This is a genomic window from Glaciibacter kafniensis, assembly GCF_039538945.1.
Taxonomy (GTDB): domain Bacteria; phylum Actinomycetota; class Actinomycetes; order Actinomycetales; family Microbacteriaceae; genus Cryobacterium; species Cryobacterium kafniensis.
Genome location: NZ_BAABCN010000010.1, coordinates 366,733 through 388,331, shown reverse-complemented (window position 1 = coordinate 388,331; position 21,599 = coordinate 366,733). Strand labels below are relative to the sequence as shown.

16 protein-coding genes are annotated in these 21,599 nt (G+C 67.8%); 7 read left to right on the top strand and 9 right to left on the bottom strand.

The genetic code is table 11. The annotated features are described in order from the left end of the window. Positions 1-461 precede the first annotated feature (461 nt). Positions 462-2,729 carry a HelD family protein gene (locus ABD791_RS16080; RefSeq protein WP_345068549.1) on the bottom strand — a complete coding sequence of 756 codons (2,268 nt, stop codon included), beginning with the start codon at positions 2,727-2,729 and terminating at the stop codon, positions 462-464. Positions 2,730-3,230: 501 nt separating this feature from the next. On the opposite strand from ABD791_RS16080, the gene ABD791_RS16075 reads away from it, so the two are divergent. The 3 genes from ABD791_RS16075 to ABD791_RS16065 all read left to right on the top strand — a co-directional run bounded on the left by ABD791_RS16075 (position 3,231) and on the right by ABD791_RS16065 (position 6,698). Further along, positions 3,231-4,817: a DEAD/DEAH box helicase gene (locus tag ABD791_RS16075; RefSeq protein ID WP_345068547.1), complete on the top strand. Its 1,587-nt coding sequence runs from the start codon at positions 3,231-3,233 to the stop codon at positions 4,815-4,817. Positions 4,818-5,124: 307 nt separating this feature from the next. After that, complete coding sequence (locus tag ABD791_RS16070; protein WP_345068546.1) at positions 5,125-5,616, top strand: GNAT family N-acetyltransferase; 492 nt, start codon at positions 5,125-5,127, stop codon at positions 5,614-5,616. A 128-nt stretch (positions 5,617-5,744) separates the two neighbouring features. Continuing rightward, a complete protein-coding gene (locus ABD791_RS16065) occupies positions 5,745-6,698 on the top strand; it encodes a nucleoside hydrolase (RefSeq protein WP_345068545.1) in 954 nt (317 codons plus the stop codon). A gap of 436 nt (positions 6,699-7,134) precedes the next feature. Here ABD791_RS16065 and ABD791_RS16060 read toward each other — a convergent pair whose 3' ends face one another. Next, entirely contained in the window at positions 7,135-7,716 is a 582-nt protein-coding gene (locus tag ABD791_RS16060) for an NUDIX hydrolase family protein (RefSeq protein WP_345068544.1), read from the bottom strand. Between the two features lie 254 nt (positions 7,717-7,970). On the opposite strand from ABD791_RS16060, the gene ABD791_RS16055 reads away from it, so the two are divergent. Next, positions 7,971-8,633: an alpha/beta hydrolase gene (locus ABD791_RS16055; protein ID WP_345068542.1), complete on the top strand. Its 663-nt coding sequence runs from the start codon at positions 7,971-7,973 to the stop codon at positions 8,631-8,633. A 251-nt stretch (positions 8,634-8,884) separates the two neighbouring features. On the opposite strand, the gene ABD791_RS16050 is transcribed toward ABD791_RS16055, so the two are convergent. Beyond that, on the bottom strand, positions 8,885-9,322 hold the full coding sequence (locus tag ABD791_RS16050; protein WP_345068541.1) for a DUF5997 family protein: 438 nt from the start codon (positions 9,320-9,322) through the stop codon (positions 8,885-8,887). A gap of 87 nt (positions 9,323-9,409) precedes the next feature. Between ABD791_RS16050 and ABD791_RS16045 the strand changes: the two genes are divergently transcribed. From ABD791_RS16045 to ABD791_RS16035, 3 genes are all read left to right on the top strand, one after another. Then, entirely contained in the window at positions 9,410-10,207 is a 798-nt protein-coding gene (locus ABD791_RS16045) for a LysR substrate-binding domain-containing protein (RefSeq protein WP_345068540.1), read from the top strand. A 430-nt stretch (positions 10,208-10,637) separates the two neighbouring features. Further along, positions 10,638-11,849, top strand: coding sequence for an adenosine deaminase (gene add, locus ABD791_RS16040; protein ID WP_345068538.1), 1,212 nt, complete (start codon positions 10,638-10,640; stop codon positions 11,847-11,849). Between the two features lie 654 nt (positions 11,850-12,503). Further along, complete coding sequence (locus ABD791_RS16035; protein ID WP_345068536.1) at positions 12,504-13,250, top strand: GntR family transcriptional regulator; 747 nt, start codon at positions 12,504-12,506, stop codon at positions 13,248-13,250. A 448-nt stretch (positions 13,251-13,698) separates the two neighbouring features. On the opposite strand, the gene ABD791_RS16030 is transcribed toward ABD791_RS16035, so the two are convergent. The 6 genes from ABD791_RS16030 to ABD791_RS16005 form a co-directional block, all read right to left on the bottom strand. Further along, on the bottom strand, positions 13,699-15,075 hold the full coding sequence (locus ABD791_RS16030; protein WP_345068534.1) for an LLM class flavin-dependent oxidoreductase: 1,377 nt from the start codon (positions 15,073-15,075) through the stop codon (positions 13,699-13,701). A gap of 2 nt (positions 15,076-15,077) precedes the next feature. Beyond that, positions 15,078-16,367, bottom strand: coding sequence for an acyl-CoA dehydrogenase family protein (locus tag ABD791_RS16025; RefSeq protein WP_345068532.1), 1,290 nt, complete (start codon positions 16,365-16,367; stop codon positions 15,078-15,080). Positions 16,368-16,501: 134 nt separating this feature from the next. Next, complete coding sequence (locus tag ABD791_RS16020; protein WP_345068531.1) at positions 16,502-17,419, bottom strand: ABC transporter permease; 918 nt, start codon at positions 17,417-17,419, stop codon at positions 16,502-16,504. Beyond that, positions 17,406-18,731, bottom strand: a complete 1,326-nt coding sequence (locus ABD791_RS16015; RefSeq protein WP_345068529.1) for an ABC transporter permease — start codon at positions 18,729-18,731, stop codon at positions 17,406-17,408. The genes ABD791_RS16020 and ABD791_RS16015 overlap by 14 nt, the downstream gene beginning before the upstream one ends. Further along, positions 18,728-20,314, bottom strand: coding sequence for an ABC transporter ATP-binding protein (locus ABD791_RS16010; protein ID WP_345068528.1), 1,587 nt, complete (start codon positions 20,312-20,314; stop codon positions 18,728-18,730). The genes ABD791_RS16015 and ABD791_RS16010 overlap by 4 nt, the downstream gene beginning before the upstream one ends. A 51-nt stretch (positions 20,315-20,365) precedes the next feature. Then, a complete protein-coding gene (locus tag ABD791_RS16005; protein WP_345068527.1) occupies positions 20,366-21,412 on the bottom strand; it encodes a BMP family ABC transporter substrate-binding protein in 1,047 nt (348 codons plus the stop codon). Positions 21,413-21,599: the final 187 nt, after the last annotated feature.

Sequence of the window (21,599 nt, the reverse complement as noted above, 5' to 3'; positions counted from 1 at the left end):
ACGATGGCTCTTCACGTTAACGAAGCAACGCGGGCCTGCCGAGATTTACACCACTCCACGGGACGTGACCTTGGCTCACGGCCGCGGGCGGCCTCCTCGACCAACGAAATGGTCAAATTCGTCCACCACAATGCCGCGCAGCGGCGCCGCAACTCGAGACCTCGCGAGCCGACTTTCAAACACAACCCAAGTCAAGAGATCGGCTCGCCGGATCTCGAGACGCGCGCTCCTGCGTCGCGTGCTCCTCGATCGACGAAATTATCAGTGCGAGGCCGCGCGTGCGCCCGAAACGTCGCCGGCGCAGCCGCGACGCGACGATTTGGGCGCACGCGCGAGGCACATGGTGCGACGAAACGGATGCGCGGAGGGCGCGTTCAGGGGTCCGGCTTGCGAAATCTCGACAGGCCCGATCAACGGATGCGGCCGATCAACAAACCCGGCCGATCAACGAACGCGAGCGATCAACTCGCGGGCGGCGCCACCTTCACCATCGTGAGCCGCTGCGTCGGACGCGTCATCGCCACATAGAGCGCCGCGTCACCACGCGGCGACTCCGCCACGAGCGCGTCTGGATCGGCGAGAATGACGCTGTCGAACTCGAGCCCCTTCGACTCGTGTGCGCTGAGCACCGCGATCGGGCGTTCCAGACCGAGCTCGCCGGCTCCGACCTCGTTACCGAAGTCACTCGTCAGGTGAGCGAGAATCGATGCGCGCGCCGCCCGCGGCACAATGACCGCGATGGTGCCAGACGCGTCGATGCCACGGTCGTGACGCACGGCGTCCGCGAGTGCAGAAGCCACAGCATCCACCCCCTCAGCCGCCCTGCCAGTCGTCGGGTCAACCGTCAGTTCTCTGATCGGCCAGTCGCCCTCACGCACCGACTGTGTCGGCGTGATCGGCAGGCCATGCTCCGTGGCGATGCGCTCGGCCTCCCTCGCGATCTGTGCAGGGGTGCGGTAGTTCACGGTGAGCTCTTCGAGATCCCAGCGGCCACGGAAGAACGGGTCGAGGGCCGACCGCCAGCTGCGTGACGCCCCGGCCGAACTGGCCTGGGCGATGTCGCCGACGATCGTGAACGAGCGCATCGGTGACCGGCGCACGAGCACGCGCCACTGCATCGGCGAGAGTTCCTGCGCCTCGTCGACGACGACGTGACCGTAGGTCCAGGTGCGGTCGGCGCCGGCCCGCTCGGCCGTCGTGGCGCGCACCGTGGTCTCGGCGAAGTTGTCGGCGAGCTGTTCGGCGCTGACCATGCCTTCGACACCGGCATTGCGGATGGCGTTCTGCGCGTTCTCGATGTCGTGAGCACGTTGCAGGTCACGCTCGCGCTGCCCGGCCTCTGGGGCGGCTGGCGGGTTGCCGAGCAGCTCGGCGGCCTCATCGAGCAGCGGCACGTCCGACACGGTGAACGGCTCATCGCGGGAGCGCAGCAGCAGCGCGCGCTTCTCGGGCGTCCACCGCGGGGTGAGTGACGCCAGCCACTCCGGACGCGCGTAGAGATCCTGAATCAGTTTCTCGCCGGTCATCGGCAACCAGGCCGTGTTCAGCACCACACGGGCATCGTGGGAGGCGCGCACGTCTTCGCGCAGCAACGACATATCGGTGTCGTCGACCGGATACCCGCCGGCCCGCAGCTGGGTCGCCAGCTGGTTGACCAGCGCGTCGAGGGCGTGGTTCACGAAGATGACCCTGGCCTCGTTATGCGGCTTGGTGCTCTGCTGCGCCCGAGCAATCGCCCGCGCGATCAGCGCCGGATCCACGATGAGCACATCACCGTTCACCTCAAGACGCTGGGCCTGCTCCGGCACGCGCTGCCGGGATTTCACGGCCCGGGCGATCACGTCGACCATCTGCGTGGAGCCCTTGAGCGAGGCGACCTCTGCCGCATCGTCATCGGTCGCGTTCACGCCGGGATAGAGCTCGCCGAGCGACTGCAGCACGACGCCGGTCTCGCCGAGCGAGGGCAGCACGGTTTCGATGTACCGCAAGAACGCTCCGGACGGGCCGACGATGAGTACGCCGGCCGACCCCAGTCGCTCGCGGTGTGTGTAGAGCAGGTAGGCGGCGCGGTGCAGCGCGACGGCGGTCTTGCCGGTGCCTGGACCACCCTGCACGACGAGCGCCCCACGCATGTCTGAACGGATGATGCGGTCTTGCTCAGCCTGGATCGTCGCGACGATGTCGTGCATCCGCCCGGTGCGGTGCACCGTGAGCGCGGCCATGAGGGCGCCCTCACCCTGCACGGCGTGCTCGGCGCCGGCCTCGGCGAGCAGGCTGGCGTCGAACACCTCGTCGTCGAGGCGGATCACCTCGCGCTCCCGCATGGTCACGTGGCGGCGGGCCAGCACGCCGTGCGGGCGGGCGGCGGTCGCTTGGTAGAACGCGCTCGCCTGGGGCGCGCGCCAGTCGAGAAGAAGGCTGCGCTGGTCTTCATCGCGGAGGCCGATGCGGCCGATGTAACGGAAACCGGCCTCGGCATCCTCGTCCGAAAGATGCGGCAACTGCAGGCGCCCAAAGACCAGGCGGGCGTCCACCTCGCGCAGCTGCAGCAGGCGATCTTCGTGCATGCGGGCCAAGGCGTCGCGTTCGCTGCGCATCTGGTGGTTGCCGCCCACCTTCTGCGAGCGCACGGTGGCAAGGCGGCGGGCTTCGTCGGCACGCAACGCGTCGAGGCGTGCATAGAGACGGGCGACGCGCGCCCGCTCGCGATCGAGTTCGTTGTCTGTCACTCGGCTCCCGCGCGGCGATCGATTGTCCGCCCAACGATGTTACTAGGGATGCGCGGGCGCTGCCTGCCAGCCGGATCTGCGGCGGCCTCGACCTGCTGGGCGCTCCGTGTCGACCGCCTCGCGCACCACGACTCGCACCGCCCCCGGGCTGCCCCCCGCGCCCGCTACTCGCCCGCCCCACGCAACGCCCGGCGCCCGCGACTCGCACCGTCATCGGGCTGCAACTTTGGCCCCTGAACAGCCAATTTGACAACGTCCGGTAGACTAGAAGAACTTGCGAGTGCGAAGCCGCGCTCCCTGCGTCGTAGAACGCCCTCTTCTCATCGAGACAGCTTCGGTTATCACCATCACCGCGGCCCGCCCCGATCCAGGAAATGAAAAATTCTTACGGCGAACGGATGTGCCCTTCGGCACCTTCGCCACGTGAATCCTCCTGGTTTCGGTTACCGCTGCGTGCGGATCGCTTCAAGGCAGGACTCTGATGCCTGAAAGGCACCGCTTTTGTCTGAATCTGAAATTAAATTTGGCGCGCTCGGCGTGCCCGCTCCCCTCGTCGCCGTTCTCTCGGCCCAGGGAATCGACACCGCTTTCCCCATCCAGGTCGACACTCTTCCTGACACTTTGAACGGCCGCGACGTGCTCGGCCGTGGTAAGACCGGCTCGGGCAAGACCCTCGCCTTCTCCATTCCGATGGTCGCTCGCCTCGGCGGCAAGCTCGCCGGCGGCAAGCGCCGCCCCGGCCGCCCACTCGGCCTGATCCTGGCGCCGACCCGTGAGCTGGCCACCCAGATCTCCGCCGCCCTCACCCCGATGGCCGAGGCATACGGCCTCAACACGACCACCATCTTCGGTGGCGTCTCACAGGGCCGTCAGGTCACTGCGCTCAAGGCCGGCGTCGACATCGTCGTAGCCTGCCCCGGCCGTCTCGAAGACCTGATGAAGCAGGGCTTCGTCAACCTCGACTCCGTTGAGATCACCGTGCTCGACGAGGCCGACCACATGGCCGACCTGGGCTTTTTGCCCGTCGTCACACGCATCCTGGACAAGACCCCGTCCGGCGGACAGCGCCTGCTCTTCAGCGCCACGCTCGACAACGGCGTGGACAAGCTCGTGCGTCGCTTCCTGCAGAACGAGGTGCTGCACTCGGTCGACGAGGCCACCAGCCACGTTTCGGCGATGACCCACCACGTCTTCGAGGTCGAGGGTGTCGACGCGAAGAAGGACCTCGTTCAGGCGCTCGCCTCCGGTAAGGGCCGTCGCATCCTCTTCATGCGCACCAAGCACCACGCCAAGAAGCTGGCCAAGCAGTTGACCGACTCGGGCATCCCGTCGGTTGACCTGCACGGCAACCTGTCGCAGGTCGCTCGTGACCGCAACCTCGCCGCCTTCTCGGCTGGCGATGTGCGCGTTCTGGTCGCAACCGATGTCGCGGCTCGCGGCGTGCACGTTGATGACATCGAGCTGGTCATCCACGTTGACCCGCCGGCAGAGCACAAGGCATACCTGCACCGCTCTGGCCGTACCGCTCGGGCCGGCAGCGCAGGTGACGTTGTCACCGTCATGCTTCCGAACCAGAAGAAAGACACCGAACAGCTGCTGAAGAAGGCCGCGATCAAGGTGACCCCGCAGCGCGTGAACGCGACCTCCCCGGCCGTGACCGCTCTGATCGGCGAGGTGGCGGCCTACGTCAAGCCGTTGCCGCGTCAGGAGCAGCCGCAGCGCGGCCAGTCGCAGGGTGGACGCTCGCAGGGCGCCAACGCCCAGCGCAAGCGCACCAACCGTGACGAGCGCGATGGCGGTCGTGGTGGAGAGTCACGTGGCCGCGATGGTGAGTCGCGTGGCGCCCGTGGCGGCGACGCCGTGGCTTCCGGCGGCGCACGTCGCGACCGTTCGGGTCGCCCCGCCGCGGCGCGTGGCGGCAACTCCGCGCAGGGCGCAAGCACCCACGGTTCCGGCTCGGCCGGCGGCTCCGGCCGTTCGGGTGGCCAGGGCGGCAGCCGCTCCGGCGGCCTGCAGGTCGGCGGACTCGTTCGCGGTGCATCGGCCGGTGGCGCACGCCGCTCGGCTCCGCGTCGCGCGCAGGGCTAATCCCCAGCATTCTTTTCTACCCAACGGGTCGGTCTCTACGGAGGCCGGCCCGTTGGTCGTTTCACGGCAGATGTCGGTTTGAGTCGCGGTGATTCACCTGCGGTCAGCGTGTGGCCCGGTTGGTAACTCCGGTTATCCCGCGCGCGCGGTTTAGACATCCGCGCCAGTGCTGCCCTGCCAGCGGGACCCACTCGCAATAACCGGAGTTGGCCACCACCGCACTCGGGTAGGTGTGCCGAGCGGGCTTGCAGGGGTGCCTCCGGCGGCTCGATTTCACTTCGGGCGCGGGCTGGCCTAGTCTCGCTTCATGAGCACCGAAGCAGTTGTTCGACCAGTACGAGACGTCGACGCAGAAGCCCTGGGACGCGTTCACGCGACCTGCTGGCACGAGACCTATGACCATCTGATCAGCGAGGCCACCCTCGCGAATCTGTCCCCCCGCCGCATGGCCGAGCTGTGGACGCACTGGATGAACCAGGGCGAAGAGTTCCATCAGTTCGCCGCGCTTGTCGACGGCGAGATCGTCGGCTTCTCCGGCTCCGGCCCGGCGCGCGACAACGAGGCGCCGCGAGCCCGCGAGCTGTACTTCATCTACCTGCTGGATGCCTACCACGGCACCGGAATCGGCCAGAAGCTCTTCGACGCCGCCTGTGGCGACGCCCCGGCCTACCTCTGGGTCGCCTCCGACAACCCCCGCGCCCACGGCTTCTACAAGCGCAACGGTTTCACCCCCGACGGCGAAGAACAGACCCAGCCGTTCCTCGGCGAAGAAATCCACGAGGTGCGACTGGTTCGCTAGTCGCAGCTCGACACCGCACATCGAAACGGATGGCGCCGACACTGGAGTCGGCGCCATCCGTCGTTAACCGCAGACCGGGGGCCGAACGACACGTGCAGGGAACAAAGGCGCCCAACTAGGCTGGTCCGATGACCATTCCCGTAATCCTCGACGTCGACACCGGTGTTGACGACGCCCTCGCCATCCTGTTCGCCGTCGCGCACCCCGAGATCGATGTTCTCGGCATCAGCTGCGTGGCCGGAAACGCCTCACTTGAGCGCGTGGTGGAGAACACCCTGCGCATTCTCGATGTCGCCGGAGCCCCCGACATCCCGGTGGCCGCCGGTGCTCGCCGCCCGCTGATCGAACGCGCCCGCGACGCCTCGCACGTGCACGGCGAGGGCGGCCTCGGCACGCTGCGCCTGCCGCCGAGCGAGCGCACCGCCGTGCCGATCAGCTCGGTAGAGCTCATGCACAGCCTGCTGCGCGACAGCCCGCATCCGGTGACCCTCGTCGCGCTCGCCCCGCAGACGAACCTGGCGCTGCTGCTGCGTCAGTACCCCGACATCATCAACAAGATCGAACGCATCGTATTCATGGGCGGCTCGGCCAGCGTCGGAAACGCCACTGCCGTCGCCGAGTTCAACGTCTGGCACGACCCGGAAGCCGCCGCAATCGTGCTCGACTCCGGTGTGCCGACATTCATGTACGGCCTCGACGTGTTCAACCAGGTCGCCGTCGACGAGGCGGCAGCATCCGCTTTGCTCTCGCACGACACCCTCGTCGGGCGCACGGTCGGTTCGCTGCTGACCAACCGCATTTCGGCCGGCGCAGGGGCAGAGACCCACTACTCGGGACTCATCGGCGACGCCGGTGCCGTCTGCGCGCTCGTCGACCCGGGAGCGCTCCGCACCGAGCTGCGCCCCGTGCGCGTCGAGCTGGCCGGGTATGGTCGCGGGCAGACCCTCGTCGACATGCGGTCGCACCCGGGCGAAGACGCGATGCATGGCCTTGCGGATGTCTGGGAGACCGCCGAGATCGCCCTCGATGTGGATGTCGAGCGGGTCACGAAACTGTTCCTCGGCACTCTCGGGTTGGCGTAGGCGCTCCCGACTCGTGCGCTGGCGCGTGCGCTGACTCGCGCGCTGACTCGCGCGCTGACTCGCGCGCTGACTCGAGCGCTGACTCGAGCGCTGACTCGAGCGCTGACTCGAGGCTCGCCGTTTGCGCCGAGAATCGCCGTTGTACCGGCGATTCTCGGCGGCAACGGCGAGCCTCGCGTGCGTCTACCGTCGGGCCGAGGCGGCAACGGTTGGCGCGAGGTATCGCGTGCGTGCTCGGGTGGGCGGATGCCGCCCGCTGGAACGGATGCCGCCCGCTGGCTCAGCGCAGGCCGGCCGCGCCCCGCGCCTCACGCGTGCGCTCAAATCGTCGCCCATCCCCTGCTGAGGCGACAGTTTGAGCGCACGCGTGTGCCGCGAGAGCGGAGAGTGCAGAGTGCGCAGGCGGCTTCCCATCGGCAGCTCGCCCGCCCGCGGTTCAGCGCAAGCAGCCGACCGAGGCGAGCGCGGTGCGCAGCAGCGCCCCACGGCCGCCCTCCATCTCGGCGGAGACCGCATCGCTCGCGGCTTCTTGCGGGGTCATCCAGGTGAGTTCGAGGGCGTCTTGCCGCGGTTCACAGGTTCCGGTGACCGGCACGACGAAGGCCAGCGAGACGGCGTGCTGGCGCTCATCCGTGAACGCTGACACCCCGGGCATCGGAAAGTACTCGGCCACCGTGAAAGGTAGCGGGCTGGCCGGAAGCTGAGGAAACGCCATCGGGCCGAGATCCTTTTCGAGATGCCGAAACAGTGCTTCGCGCAGCGTCTCGCCGTACATCACCCGGCCGGACACCAGCATCCGTGTCATTTCTCCGGTCTGCGTCGCCCGCAGCAACACGCCCACTTCGACGACCTGGCCCAGCCCGTCGACACGCACCGGCACCGCCTCGACGTAGATCAGCGGCAGGCGCCCTCGCACCTCGGCCAGTTCGATGTCGCTCAGCCAGCCGGGGTTCGTCGACGGCGGCGGGCTGTCGTCGGGGCCCGGAGTCCAGTCGGGGTCAGGGGTGCGCACGCTCATCTGCTCATTCTGCACCCGCGGGCTGGAAACGCGGCACTCGCGCTCTTCTGCGCGCCGTCGATTCGCCAGCCGTTCGCATCCGATTCGCCCGCGGTTCGCCTTCCGATTCGCCTCCGGTTCGCCTTCGGTTCGCCTCCCGATTCGCCTTCGGTTCGCCTCCCGATTCGCCCGCAGACGTCGAAAGCGCCTCGACAATGAAAGGATTGAACCTGTCGAGGCAGGTTCGCCTCGACTCCCCCAACGTAAGGTTCGAGATGCCCGACAGCGAAAACATCCTGAGCATCGACGCGGATGCCGTGCTCTGGTCCGCCGGTGCGGCCGATCGGGTCGGACGCCCGCTGCTCCTCGTCATGCACGGCTACGGCTCGCATGAGGGCGACCTGTTCTCGCTCTCGCCGCACCTGCCGCTCGAACCGGTCATCGCGGCTCTGCGCGCGCCGTTGCCCGTGGGCGCCGGCGCGGCGTGGTTCCCGATCAGTAACCAGCCAGGCCGCCCCGATTCGTCGGCGGTCGACGCCGCGACCGTGGCCGTGCTCGCCTGGCTCGACGCGCTACCGGAACAGCCGACGTCGATCGGACTGCTCGGCTTCTCACAGGGCGGCGCGATGGCGCTGCAGTTGCTGCGTCACGCTCCCGAACGGTTTGCCTTCGCCGTGCAGCTCTCCGGCTTCGTCGCCGACGGCAAATCAGCGGGCGACGCCGAGCTCAGCGCACGGCGTCCGCCGGTGTTCTGGGGGCGCGGCACCGTCGACCCGGTGATTCCGGCCGATGCCATCGAGCGCACAGCGGTCTGGCTCGCCGGTCACTCGACGACGACCGAGCGCATCTACGAGGGCATGCCGCACTCGATCTCGCAGGCCGAGCTCGGCGACATCGCGGCGTTCTTGCGTGAGCAGTACGCGGCGGCCCGGCACTAGCCACCGCTCGCCCGCATTCTGCGGGAGAGTCGCCGTTGGTGCCGAGACTCCTCTACCGGCGACTCTCGCTACCGGCGACTCTCGCTACCGGCGACTCTCGCTACCGGCGGCTCTCGGAAGAAACGGCGAGTGTCGGCGAATGCAGAGCGCCGAGCTTGACCGTTTCGGTCGAGTTTCCCTGGCAGACCAGGGAAACTCGACCGGAAGTGTCAAACTCGGCGAGAGAAGCGCGAGAAGCGCGAGAAGGCGGGTTACGCGCCCCGGTGCGCAGCGCGCTGAGCGGCTCCGCGGTCGGCGCGCTCCTTCTTGGCGGCCTTTTCGATCTTCGCGTCTTTCACGCGGATCTGCTCGGCACGCACCTCGGCCTGCGTCGCACGCTCGGTGATGAGCCAGGCGGGCGGGGCCTGCAGCAGTTCTTTGATTTCAACCGTGGTCAGCGGCGCGTCGACGCCACCGCGGGCGAGACCGGAGATCGACACGCCGAGCTTGGCGGCGACAACCTGACGGGGGTGGGGGCCATCCGTGCGCAGAGTGGTCAACCAAGCAGGCGGGTTCTCGGTGAACTCGGCCAGCTCGGTGCGGGTGATCAGCGCGGTCTGAAACTCTTCGGGTGCTGCCTCGAGCAGAATCCCGAGTTTCTGTGCCGCCGTGGCGGACTTCATGGTCTGGGGCTTCTTCTCGGACGTCATCCCTCAAGCGTATAGCCTGGAAGCATCGCGAAACTGGTTGAATGCCTGCCTCGCACCCAGAACAACACTTTCGAAGAGAGGATGCCGGTGACCTTTTCAATCGCCTTCGTCGCCGGCGTCACGCCCACCAAGTGGACGCGCATTTGGGCCGATCGTTTTCCTGACCGTGAACTTGAGGTGTTTCGCACCGATCCGGGCGAGCAGATTGAGGTGCTCCGCGACGGTCGTGCCAACGTCAGCCTGGTGCGTCTGCCGATCGATCGCGAGGGCCTCGGAGCCATCACGCTGTACTCCGAAATCCCCGTTGTCGTCGCCGCGAAAGACCATGCGATTGCGGCAGTCGCCGAGAACGACACGGTGTCGCTGGCGCTGCTGGCCGACGACCACCTGCTGCAAGACCCCGACACGGTGCCGGAATGGCGCGACGTGTCGAGTGAGGTTCGCGACGGCACGCGCCGTGCGCTTCCGAACCTGCGCGACCTCGACGAGGTGATGGAACAGATCGCGGCCGGCGTGGGAATCGCCATCCTGCCCCACTCGCTCGCCCGTCTGCACAGCCGCAAGGATGTCATCTCACGGCCCGTCGACGGCGTCGCCGAGACGCAGATCGCGCTCGCCTGGCCCGCCGACGAGAAAACCGAGAACGTCGAAGAATTCATCGGGATCGTGCGCGGCCGGAGCGCCGCCAGCTCCCGTAGCGCGACGGTCGTCGTGCGCGGCGAACCGGTGAAGAAGGAAAAGGCGACGGCCAAGGCGAAGGCCGCGGCCAAGCTCGTCCGTGAAGAGGCGGCGCGCAAGAAGCCGGCCCAGGCTAAGAAGAAGCCCGGCGTGATCACCGGCCGCGTTCGCAGCTCGGGCGGCCCCAAGAAGAAGCGTCGCAGCTAGCCGTTCGGTGCGGTCATGCCCCGCGCGCCCGCATCTCGCCGAGCGGCGATCGAGCGCATCCGCTGATCGAGCGCTCCGGTGAGCGGGCGCATTCGTTCATCGCGCTTGTCGAGATCCGGTGACCACCTCCTGAAATTGGCCCACGCGGTTTCGACAGGCTCGACCAACGGTGGGTGCGACCGCGTTCAGGAGCGGAGGGCATGTCGCTCCACTCGGGCACCGTCTTTCTGCGGGCGCACCCGTGCCGACACGCCTCCACTCCTGAACGAGGTACCCCTGCGGGCCGGCAGGCGAGGTCGGCTCACGCGGTCTCGACCGGCTCGAACAACGACTGTGGCGAGGGCGACTCACGCGACGGCAGAGGCGAGCACGAGGTCCGCCCACTTGTTGACAAGTTAGGCTGAAGGGTCGAACCCTGCCAGGAGGAACCGTGAACCCCGCCGCCGAACGTCCCCGCATTGATGAGGCGATCATCCGCTTGCTTCCGAAGGCTGAAGTGCACGTGCATCTTGAGGGCGCCTTCGAACTCGCCGATCTTCTCGAGCTCGCCCGTGAATCGCAGGTGCCGCTGCCCGGGCCGGCCGCCACACTGTTCGATCTGAGTACGCACCATGCTGCGGATGCGTCAGAGTCGAATGCCGGCGAGGCAGCAGCCCCCGAGTCAGCGCGGGAGTTCACCAGCGTTGCCGGGACCGACCGACGTGTCTCGCCCGCCCCCGGGCCAGAGGCCCTTGCCGATACTCCGACCGGCACCGGCGTCGGGAGCGGCGGCCTCTCCGCCTTTCTACGCTTTCTCGACTGGCAGTGTGGACTCGTGCGCACCGCCGACCAGGCCGCCACCGTCGCGTACCGCTTCGCCGCCCGCCAGAGTGCCTCTGGCATCCGCTACACCGACGTCATCATCAATCCCACGCACTGGTCGACCTGGCGCGGCCGCACCGACGAACTCGTCGCCGCATTCACCTCAGGGTTCGATGCAGCCGAACGCGACGGGCTCTGCATCGTCAACATGGCCCTCTCGCTGCTGCGTACCCAGACCGAGTCCGAAGCCGTCGAGCTCGTGACCTGGATCGCCGAGACGCACCCGCCCCGGGTCGTCGCTCTCAGCATCGACGGCGATGAGCGGGTCAGCGGACGCACCGGACCGCGTTTCGCCGCTGCGTTCACGCTGGCACAAGCCGCAGGCATCCGCCGCACTGTGCATGCCGGCGAATCCAGCGGGGCCGATGGTGTCTGGGACGCCCTGCATCTGCTCCACGCCGAACGCATCGACCACGGTGTGCATGCCATCGACGATCCGTCACTCGTCGACCACCTCGCCACGACCGGCATTTCACTCGGCATCTGCCCCCGCTCCAACCTCACGCTCGGGGTCTATCCTGATCTCGCGCACCACCCGCTGCGGGACCTGCAGGCGCGCGGAGTGCGCATCACGATCAACACCGACGATCCAGGGGCGATCGGCACCCGGTTGGAGAACGAGTGGTCGCTGGTAGCGGATGCCTTCGGCTGGGGACTGCTAGAACTGACCGAGCTCGCCCAGACCTCAATCGACGTGAGCTTCGCCCCCGACACGCTCAAGGCCGAACTCACCGCTGAGCTTGCTGCCACCGTTGCCGCGCTCGGCAGCACGCGGTCCTGAGCCACGCGACGGTCAGTTTCGTCGCCAGTTTCAGAGATCGGCGCGCGGGATCTCCAGCTGTCGGGGCCGCTGCACGGCCCGGTGGGCCACGTCGATGGCCGTTTCGGCCCGCAGCCGCGCCCCGATGAAATCAGGAGTCTCTACTGAATAGAACGCGGTCGACAGAGCCGGGCGCTCTTCGAGCAACGGATGCCGACAATGTTCAGCTGTGGAAGTGTGCAGCTTTCCGGGAGCCCTACAGGTGCTCAGGGCTGAACATTAACGACACGCAGCCGCGATCGCAGCGACGAGTGAAGTGCGATCCCGAGATGAGCGGTGGACTGAGCCGGGCGCTCTTCGAGCAACGGATGTCAATAATGTTCAGCTGCGGAAGTGCGCAGCCTCCCGGGAGCCCTACAGGTGCTCAGGGCTGAACATTAACGACACGCAGCCGCGATCGCAGCGACGAGTGAAGTGCGATCCCGAGATGAGCGGTCGACAGAGCCGGGCGCTCGTCGATCAACGGATGTCGATAATGTTCAGCTGTGGAAGTGCGCAGCTTGCCGGGAGCCCTGCAGGTGCTCAGGGCTGAACATTAACGACACGCAGCCGCGATCGCAGCGACGAGTGAAGTGCGATCCCGAGATGAGCCCCCGACTCCGCTAGTTTGAACGGGTGCCAGACAACATCCCGATCGATCCGTCGATCGATATGCCCGAACGTCTCCGCCGCGGCCTTCTCCGCATTGCCCGCGAGGCCGATGCCCGCGGCGACGCCCTGCCCGGCGAGAACGAACTCGCCCGCGTGCTCGGGGCGAACCGCCCGCAGGTGCGGCGCGAGCTGGCCGAGCTCGAGCACCAGGGCATCGTGCGCCGGCATCAAGGCGCGGCGACGACCGTCGACCCCGTTGCACTTCGCATGAGCGTACGGCTCGAGGAACAGGTCGAGCACACGGCCCTGCTACGCCGCCTCGGCTACGAACCCACCGTCGATCTACTCGAGTCGGGAACGGGCGAGATCCCGAGCCGAATCCACCGCAACCTCAGCGCTGGAGTGCCGGCCAGCGGCATCCACGCGGTCAAACGATGGAATGCCGACGGCCGTCCGGCGATGCTTGCCGAGAATTATCTGTCGGTGCCGGCCGAGCACAGCGGAACAGTGGATGCCGCCGGCTCGATTTTCGACGTCGCCGAGGCGGTCTGGGGTGAGCCACTGCTCTGGGAGGTCGCGACACCGGGAGTCGAAGCGTTGTCGGAGGAGTCGGCCGACCGGCTGCAACTGGAGCCGGGCTCGCCGTGTCTGACCCTCGAGATCATCGGGGTGACCCGGTCGGGCTTGCGCGTCTTCCACTCATTCGAGCGGCACCACCCGCTGATCGTGCGCTACTCGCTGGTGCGCACCATTCCTGCACCCTGGCGCTGATCGGCCACCGCGACCGTTCTAGCGATAGCGCACCGCCAGCGCGGTAGCGCTCAGGCCGATGGATGCAGCGACCGAGCTGGCGACGCAGGCGCACGGGCGCCGGAGCCCGGTCGCCATGCGAAATACGGCTCCGGTGATCACAACGTGTGGGAAGTGCCGATTGCGTGGCGCCGATTTGGAGGCGCCGATTGCGTGGGTAACTCCGGTAATCCGCTGACTGGATAGAAAAGTGCCGCGTGAATCCGGGGTGCCGCCCCGCGGCATGTGCGGATTACCGGAGTTAGCCACCGAAGCAACTAGATACACGCGGATGCGGGCTGCCCCGCGAGCCGCGAGCCCGCAAGCCCGCGAGCCCGCGAGCCAGCAAGCCCGCGAGCCCGCGAGCCAGCGAGCCGTGGCCGGCCCCCACCGGCTGGCCGCCACCGGCCACCGGCCACCGGCGCTGCCACTACTTGCCGAACGCCGCCCTCCGGTGCGCACGCGCCGGGTGCTCGTCTGGCAGAAACGGGCCGTTGCCCGGAAAGAGCTTCTCCCGCAGGGTGCCGGGCGCATACTTGTCCTGCATCAGACCGCGCTGCTTCAGTACCGGGGCAACATGGTCGACGAAATCCTCGAACGTGCCGGGCGACGTCACGTACTGCACGTTGAGCCCGTCGACGCCGGCATCCTGCCAGTCCTGGATCGAGTCGGCGATCTGCTCAGGGGTGCCGACCACGCGCAGGTTTCCGTACCAGCGCACCAGCTGGCCGATCGTGTAGTCGCCACTCGGGGACATCCCGATCAGGTCCTTCACGATTCCGGTCTGCCCTTCGGGGCGCTTCGCAATCTCCGAGATCGGTTCCTTCGGGTCGTACTGGCTGAAATCGTGCCCGAGAAACACGCTCTGCTTGGCCAGGTTCGCCTCGATGCTCTGAAACTCGGTGATCTCCTCGTTCAGCCGTTTGGCCTCTTCTTCTGTGCTGCCGACCACGAACCCGAGAATGGCGAGCAGCTTGACGTTGTCGGGGTTGCGGTTGGCGTTCGCCGCTGCCCGGCGCACATCGGCGACGATCGGGGCCGCCGACTCCGGGTTCAACGAGTTGATGAACAGGGCCTCCGCGTTGCGCCCGGCATAGGCGCGGCCGCGCGGCGACACCCCGGCCTGCACCAGCACGGGGGTGCGCTGCGGGCTCGGCTCGCAGAGGTGCGGGCCGACGACGTCGTAGAAGGGTCCGACGTGATTGATCTCGTGGATCTTCGCCGGGTCGTTGAACTGCTGCGTAGCGGTGTTGCGCACGGCGGCGTCGTCTTCCCAGCTCGCCTCCCACAGCTTGTAGACAACCTCGATGTAGTCCTCAGCACGCGCATAGCGGTCCTCATGCTCCGGCAGGCCGCCGAATCCGAGGTTGCGTCCGGCACCGGGAAGAAACGTGGTCACGATGTTCCACGCGATACGCCCGCGACTGAGGTGGTCAAGGGTCGACATCTTGCGAGCGAATGCGTAGGGCGGCTCCTGCAGGATGTTCTGCGTGAGCACGAAACCGAGGTCCTGCGTGGCATATGCCAATGCGGGAATGAGTACGCCTGGGTCGTTGATCGGAAACTGCATCCCGCTCTTGACGGCCAGCTCGCGCGAGTTCGAGAACGTCTCGTAGGGGGCGAGCACGTCGGCGAAGAAGAGCGTGTCGAAATGTCCACGCTCGAGGAGCTTCGCGATGTCGGCCCAGTATTCGACGTCGTTGTACTCAAGCTGACGGCTGCCCGGCCAGGCCCACATGCCCTGGTCGTGGTGTGACGCGGAGAAGATGTTGAAGGCGTTGAAGATCATCCGTTTGCGTTCGCTCATGGTCAGACCCCCGCCCCGACGCGCGCCCGGTCGCTGCTCTCGCTCTGAGCGCCCGGGTCGGCCACGATTGGTGAAGCGGATGCCGCCGGTGCGGCAGACGAGGACGCCGCTGACGGCGCTGACGGCGCGCCAGCTGCAGCGCCCCCGCCCGGCACCTCGGCCGTCGGCTCCTCAGCGATCACCCCGAGCACTTCCTGCCCGATCAACCCGGCGAGCACCTCGGTCGAGTAAGCCATCAATTGGCCGGCCTCTGCATTGCGCAGGTGGCGCTGGATCGGCGAGGACTTGAGAAAACCGGATGCCCCACCGATGCGCACACCGAGCTGCGCGATCTCGACCGCCAGCTTGTTCGCCAGGTACTTGGCGCGGCTGAGGTTGGAGAACGCAACCGGCAAACCCTGATCGGCCTGCCAGAGCGTCAGCTGCAGGAAAGCGCGCACCGCCTCCAGCCGGGACTGCACATCGGCGACCTCGAACTGCACCCACTGCTGGTGCGAGAGGGGCTTGCCGAGGATGATGCGCCCGGTGGCGTGCGCGATGATCGCGCCGAGCGCGGCATCCGCGACACCGAGCGACAGCGCCGGAAGTCCGGCCCCGACCGCATTGAAATCACCGGGGCCGAGTGCACGCCCGCGGTTCTCGTGGCGCAAGACCGTCTTGCTGAACGCCAGCAGCTGGCTGCGGGTGGAGCGCAGGCCCAGAGTGTCCCAGATCGGAATGATCGTCACTGTCTCGTCGGGCTCGACACCGAAAAAGGCCGGCGCACCGTCGACCAGCGCGTTCACCATCAGGTGATCGGCAATCTCACTCCCCGACACGAACCGCTTCGCTCCGTCGAGCTGGTAGCCGCCGTCGACCGGCTCGGCCACCTGCTGCGGGTTCAAGAACCGGTTGCCGCTGGTCGGCTCACTCAGCGCGTTGGCGAAGCGTTTGCCGGCCAGGAATTCATCGGCATAGAACGAGCCGCGTGTGTCTGCGGTGAGCTGGGCGAGTCCGACGCCGGCCCCCGAGTGCATCACCCAGATGGTCGCCGTCGACGGGTCTGCCTCGGCAATGGTGCGCACGATCTCGCCGTACGCGACGTAGCTGAGACCGTCGCCACCGACATCCGCCGGCAGCACGGCCCGATCGAACCCGGCCTCGTGCAGCTCCGTGAGGTTCTGCAGCGGAATCTCGGCGCTCTCGTCATAGCCGTGTGCGCGCTCGGCGATGCCGACGGCCAGTTCACGGGCACGATCGATCAGCGCCAGTTCACGGTCGGTCAGCGGGTAGGGGATTTCTGCGGGCACCATGGGTTCTCCTTGGGGGCGGGAATTGAGGTTGAGGTGGGTGATGGGGGCGAGGGGCTATGGATGCGGGTCGGTTGCGTGTGGAGATTGGGTCACGAGGTCTCGAGACGGCCGCGGCTCCTCGATCAACGACACGCTCATGCCGGCACGATTCGCGTGCGCCGGGCAGCCCAACTGCGCCGGGAGGAGACGCAGAGCACCGCAACCGTTGCCAGGTAGGGCAGCGCCTGGTAGAGCTCGATCGGCAGCGGCAGGTTTTGGGTTTGCGAGAGGAGCGCAAGGCTGTTGAAGAGTGCGAAGACGAATGCTCCGACGAGCAACGTCCACGGCTGACGACGTGCAATGATCACCACGGCGAGCGCGATGAACCCGGCACCGCCGGTCATCCCTGGCGTGAAGGTGCCGATGCTCGACAGCGAGACGGCCGCACCGCCGAGCCCAGCCAAGGCACCGGCGATGAGGGCGGCGATCGTGCGAAATCGGCGGGGCGAGATTCCGCGGGTGACCGCAACGTTCTCGTCGTCGCCGACCGCCCGCAACCGCAGGCCGAACCGGGTGAAGTTCAGCACCCACCAGGAGACGGCGACGAGTAGCACGGCCAGGTAGAACAGCAGGCCGGCGCCGGCCAGACCGCGCCCGATCAGCGGGATTCCGGCGAGCAGACTCAGCTCGAACGCGGGCTGCACGGGCGCCGTCACGTTTCCTTGGCTGGCCGGAGCGAGCACCTGGTACAGCGCGATGCTCAGCCCGGCCCCGATCAGACCGATGGCGATGCCGACGATGATCATGTCTGCCTTGCCCCAGGCCGTCGCGAGCCCGAGAAGCAGGCCGAGCACTCCCCCGGCCAGGATGCCCGCGGCGAGGCCGACCCAGAATCCGCCGGCGAGCGATCCCCCGACTCCGGCCACGGCGCCGACGAGCATCATCCCCTCGATGCCGACGTTGAAGCCGCCGGCGCGTTCGAGGAAGATCTCCCCGAGACCGGCGAAGATGATCGGCGCGCAGAGGGCGAAGGCGCCCGCGACGACGATCGTCCAGAAATCAAGCGGGGCCATGGGCTGACTCCAGATTCTCGTGGCGGTCGGCATCACGGTCGATGCCGGTTCCGGCGTGATCGAGATGATCGGTGCCGGTGCTGGACGTGCTGCCCATCTGGCTGTCGGTTTGGTTCTCGGACGGGCGATTGCCGTCAGACTGCGGCAAAGAGGGCGGCACATGACGCGACACAGCAGGTAACGCCGGAGGCGAAGCCGACCGCCGTGCCGCGCGTCGCACCGCGGGAGCCGCGACGATGAGTGCCGCAGCGAGCAGAAGCACGCCCTGCGTGACGGTGCCGATCGCGGCCGGCGTCGTTCCCGTCGCCACCTGCACCCCGGTCGCCCCGGTGGTGAGTGAGGCGTACGCGATCGCCGCAACGACGATTCCGAGCGGGTTGCCCCGGCCGAGCACGGCAACGGCGATTCCGGCGAAGCCGACACCGGCGCTCACGCCGGGCTGCAGGCGTCCGTCGACCCCGGCCAGCTGCATCCACCCGGCCAGCCCGGATGCCGCGCCCGAGACGAGCATGGTCGACACGACGGCGCGCGCCGGGGTCAGCCCGAGCCGAGCCGCGAGCAGCGGCCGCTGCCCGAAGACGCCGACCAGGAAGGCGCCGCGCCCGCGGCTCCACCAGAGCGCGAGGAGCACGATCACGACCACGAGGATGGCGCCGATGTGCAGGCGTGCGGGGAGCGGCAGTTGCGGGATGAGGAAGCCGTCGGGCAGCGGCGCGCTCTGCGGGGTGGCCGAGCCGGCCGGGTTGCGCAGCACGGTGCGCAGCAGATAGTTGAGCAGGGAGATGGCCAGATAGTTGGCGAGCAGGGTGCAGAGCACTTCGTTGACGCCCCAACGCACCCGGCCGAGACCGGGCAGGTAGGCCCAGGCCGCTCCGCCGAGCATTCCGGCGATGGCGCCGATCGGCAGACCGAGCCAGAGCGGAACGGATGGTCCGAGCCAGAGGGCCACGATCGTGGCCGTGGTGGCGCCGATGAGCATCTGTCCCTCTGCCCCCACCGTGATCACTCCGGCTTTCAGGGCCGCGGCGACCCCGATCGCCACGAGCACCAGCGGGGTCGCGTACGACAGGGTTTGCACGGTGTTGTATCCGGTGCCGAACGCGCCCCGCACCCAGCCGCCGAGCGCGACGCCGAGGTCGCCACCGGTGCCGACGACGAGCAGCCCAACGATGGCGAGGGCGGCGAGTACGTAGAGCACGATGATCACGCGGGCCGACTGCCCGCCGGCACGGAACGAGCTGCTGAGCGACCGGGCGGCGGCATCCGTCAGCTCATTCAATCGGCGCACTCCGCCGGACTTGTCGTCACTCATGCGGCGCTCCCTGTCTCTGACGTCGTTGACGCAGACACAGACGCCGACGACAACGACGACGCCGACGCAGACGCCGACGACGCCGCAGACGACGGCGCTGACACCGACACCCCAGCCATCGCGCGGCCGATGCGTTGCAGATCGAATTCAGACGCGAGGAGCTCGTCGACGATTTCTCCGTGGTTCATAACCAGGATGCGATCGGCCAGCTCGTGCACTTCGTCGATGTCGGCCGAGACGAGCAACACAGCAGTTCCGGCCTGCGCCGCGCCTCGAATTTCGTCTCTGATCGCGGCGGCGGCCCCGAGATCGAGGCCCTGGGTCGGCCCGTGGAGCACGGCGACGGCCGCCCCGCCGTCGAGTTCACGTCCGACGAGCAGTTTCTGTTGGTTGCCGCCGGAGAGCGAACCGGCCGTGACCCGCGGGTTCAGCGGGCGCACATCGTGACGCGCCATCACCGCACGGGTGAACTCGGTGATCGCCGGCCAGCGCAACACTCCGGCCGAGCTGAACCGGCTGTCCCGCAGCCGGCGGAGGATCGCAGACGACGTCACCTCGGAGTCGGGCAGCAGCCAGGATGCCCGCACTTCCGGCACATAGGCGAGACCGGCGTTCGCCGCCGCATCCGGTCGACCGCTCACCGTGACGCCGTCGACGGTGACGCTGCCCGAGTGCGGTCTGAGCAGACCGGCTGCGGCGTCGGCGAGCACGTTTTGGCCGTTGCCGGCGACACCGAGCACCCCGACGATCTCGCCGGCGCGCACCGAAACGTTGAGGTTGCGTACCTGCGCCCCTGCCCCGTTCGCGGTCAGGCCGGAGATCACCAGGCGGTCGCGGCCGCTCTGGAATGAGGTGCGGGGCGCGGTTGGTTCACGGCTGCCGACCATGGCGAAAACGAGCTCGTCATCGGTGACCTCGGCCACCGGCTGCGCCAACGCGACGGCGCCGTGCGAGAGCACCGTCACGTCGTCGGCGATCTGCCGCACCTCGTCGATCCGGTGGGTGATCAGCACCACGCCGACTCCCGAATCGGCCAGCGCCCGCACGTGCTCGAAGAGTCCGGCCGACTCGAACGGCCCGAGGGCGGAGGTCGGCTCGTCGAGCAGCAGGATGCGCGCACCCTGCGCCAGGGCGATGGCCAGCTCACCGAGCTGGCGTTCGGCCAACCCGAGTTCGTGCACGGGGACATCCGTTGTGATCGCCAGGCCGGCCGACTCGGCGGAGCGGCGGAGCAGTGCTTCCGCGTGCCGACGCCGCGCCAGCTGGAACGGCTGGGTCACGATCAGGTTCTCAACCAGGGTCATCTCGCCGATCAGGCTGAGCTGTTGCGGCACGAGGCCGATTCCCTGAGCAATGGCGGCGGCCCTGGTCGCAAACGAGACCCGCACGCCATCCTGCTGCAACTCGCCCAAGCTCGGCTGCTCGAGACCCGCGAGAATCTTGACGAGCGTCGATTTTCCGGCGCCGTTCTCCCCGACCAGGGCGTGCACACGCCCCGGTCTGATCGACAGGTCGACCGCGGAGAGCGCCGGGAGGTCTCCAAAGAACTTGGAGACGCCCCGGAGCGACAGACTGGTTGTCATGGGTGTGAGTGGGGTTCGGATTCGGCTACGCGACGGGGGCTACGTGACGGGCTACTTGACCGGCGGGATTGTCGCCTCGCCGCTGGCGAGTTTCTCCGCGAGGTCGGCGACCTGATCGGCGATGTCGGCGGGCAGAGCGGGGGCCGCGGCGACCTGGTTGAGGTCGGCGAGCACGAGTCCGCCGTTCGCGATCGTCGAGGTGTAGCTGGCGTTTCCGAAGTTTCCTGCGGCGACACGGGTGACGACCTCGCTGAGCGTCGGGGTGAAGTCCAGCTTCACGAGGCCGATGTTGACCTTCTTCGCATCCGTTGTGGCCGCGTTCGAGGCGCCGATCGTGGCGACGCCCTTCTCGACGGCTGCGGCGATGACGCCGGGCGTGTATCCCTCGCCCGCGGTCACGATCAGCTGGGCGCCGAGGTCGATCTGCGCCTTCGTCGCCTGGTTGGCCAGCTGTGCGTCTTCCCAGCTGCCGGTGAAGATCGGTGCCAGTTCGACGGCGGCCGGATTCGATGCCGCCAACCCAATCGACAGGTAGTCGTAGGAGAGCTCGTTGAACGGCGCCAACTCGCCGTCGACGACGGCGACGGGCGACAGGCCCGACTTGCCGGCGATCCAGCCGGTCAGGTAGCCGACCTCGTTGGTGGCGTAGGTCCAGGTCTCGACATTCGCGGTGGCCTTGTCGAGGATGTCTGCGCTCCCGGTCGCGATGAATGCGGTGTCGGGAACCTCGGCGGCGACCTTGAACACCGAGTCCGAGAAGCCGAGACCCCAGCCGACGACGAGGTCGAAGCCGTCGGCGGCGAACTGGCGGAAGATCGGCTCTGCGTCACTCGGGTTCGCCACCGACTCACGAATCTGCACCTCGATGTCACCGCTGTCGACGAGGGCGTTGGCCGCGTCGGCGGCGTACTGGTTGAAGCCGCCGTCGTTCGCGAGGCCGCCGAGCACCACGGCCACCTTCACGGTGTGGTCGGCTGCCGACGAATCACCGGCTGACGTGCCATTCGCCGCCTCGCCACTCGCTGCCGGCGCGGAGCAGGCGACGAGACCGAGGAGGAGTGGAGCGACGACGAGGGCAATGGCGGGTCTGATCTTCACAGGAGTGCCTTTCGATTGCGGTGCGCGAGGGAGGGGGGCTGACCGCCGCAGGAGCAACATGTCAACAAGTCCCGTTCACACTATCCGCGCCGCATCCCGCGGCTCAATCAGCCCGTTTTATTGCGTCACAAATGGCCGGCGGCTATGCGTGCGCGCACCAGGGGGGGTACCGAAATCAGGGGCGGAG

Bases quoted from the DNA above. Each gene is read 5' to 3' on its own strand.
- ABD791_RS16070 (WP_345068546.1), top strand. From the start codon at position 5,125: ATGAGCACCGAAGCAGTTGTTCGACCAGTACGAGACGTCGACGCAGAA.
- ABD791_RS16065 (WP_345068545.1), top strand. From the start codon at position 5,745: ATGACCATTCCCGTAATCCTCGACGTCGACACCGGTGTTGACGACGCC.
- ABD791_RS16060 (WP_345068544.1), bottom strand. From the start codon at position 7,716: ATGAGCGTGCGCACCCCTGACCCCGACTGGACTCCGGGCCCCGACGAC.
- ABD791_RS16055 (WP_345068542.1), top strand. From the start codon at position 7,971: ATGCCCGACAGCGAAAACATCCTGAGCATCGACGCGGATGCCGTGCTC.
- ABD791_RS16050 (WP_345068541.1), bottom strand. From the start codon at position 9,322: ATGACGTCCGAGAAGAAGCCCCAGACCATGAAGTCCGCCACGGCGGCA.
- ABD791_RS16030 (WP_345068534.1), bottom strand. From the start codon at position 15,075: ATGAGCGAACGCAAACGGATGATCTTCAACGCCTTCAACATCTTCTCC.
- ABD791_RS16025 (WP_345068532.1), bottom strand. From the start codon at position 16,367: ATGGTGCCCGCAGAAATCCCCTACCCGCTGACCGACCGTGAACTGGCG.
- ABD791_RS16020 (WP_345068531.1), bottom strand. From the start codon at position 17,419: ATGGCCCCGCTTGATTTCTGGACGATCGTCGTCGCGGGCGCCTTCGCC.
- ABD791_RS16015 (WP_345068529.1), bottom strand. From the start codon at position 18,731: ATGAGTGACGACAAGTCCGGCGGAGTGCGCCGATTGAATGAGCTGACG.
- ABD791_RS16010 (WP_345068528.1), bottom strand. From the start codon at position 20,314: ATGACAACCAGTCTGTCGCTCCGGGGCGTCTCCAAGTTCTTTGGAGAC.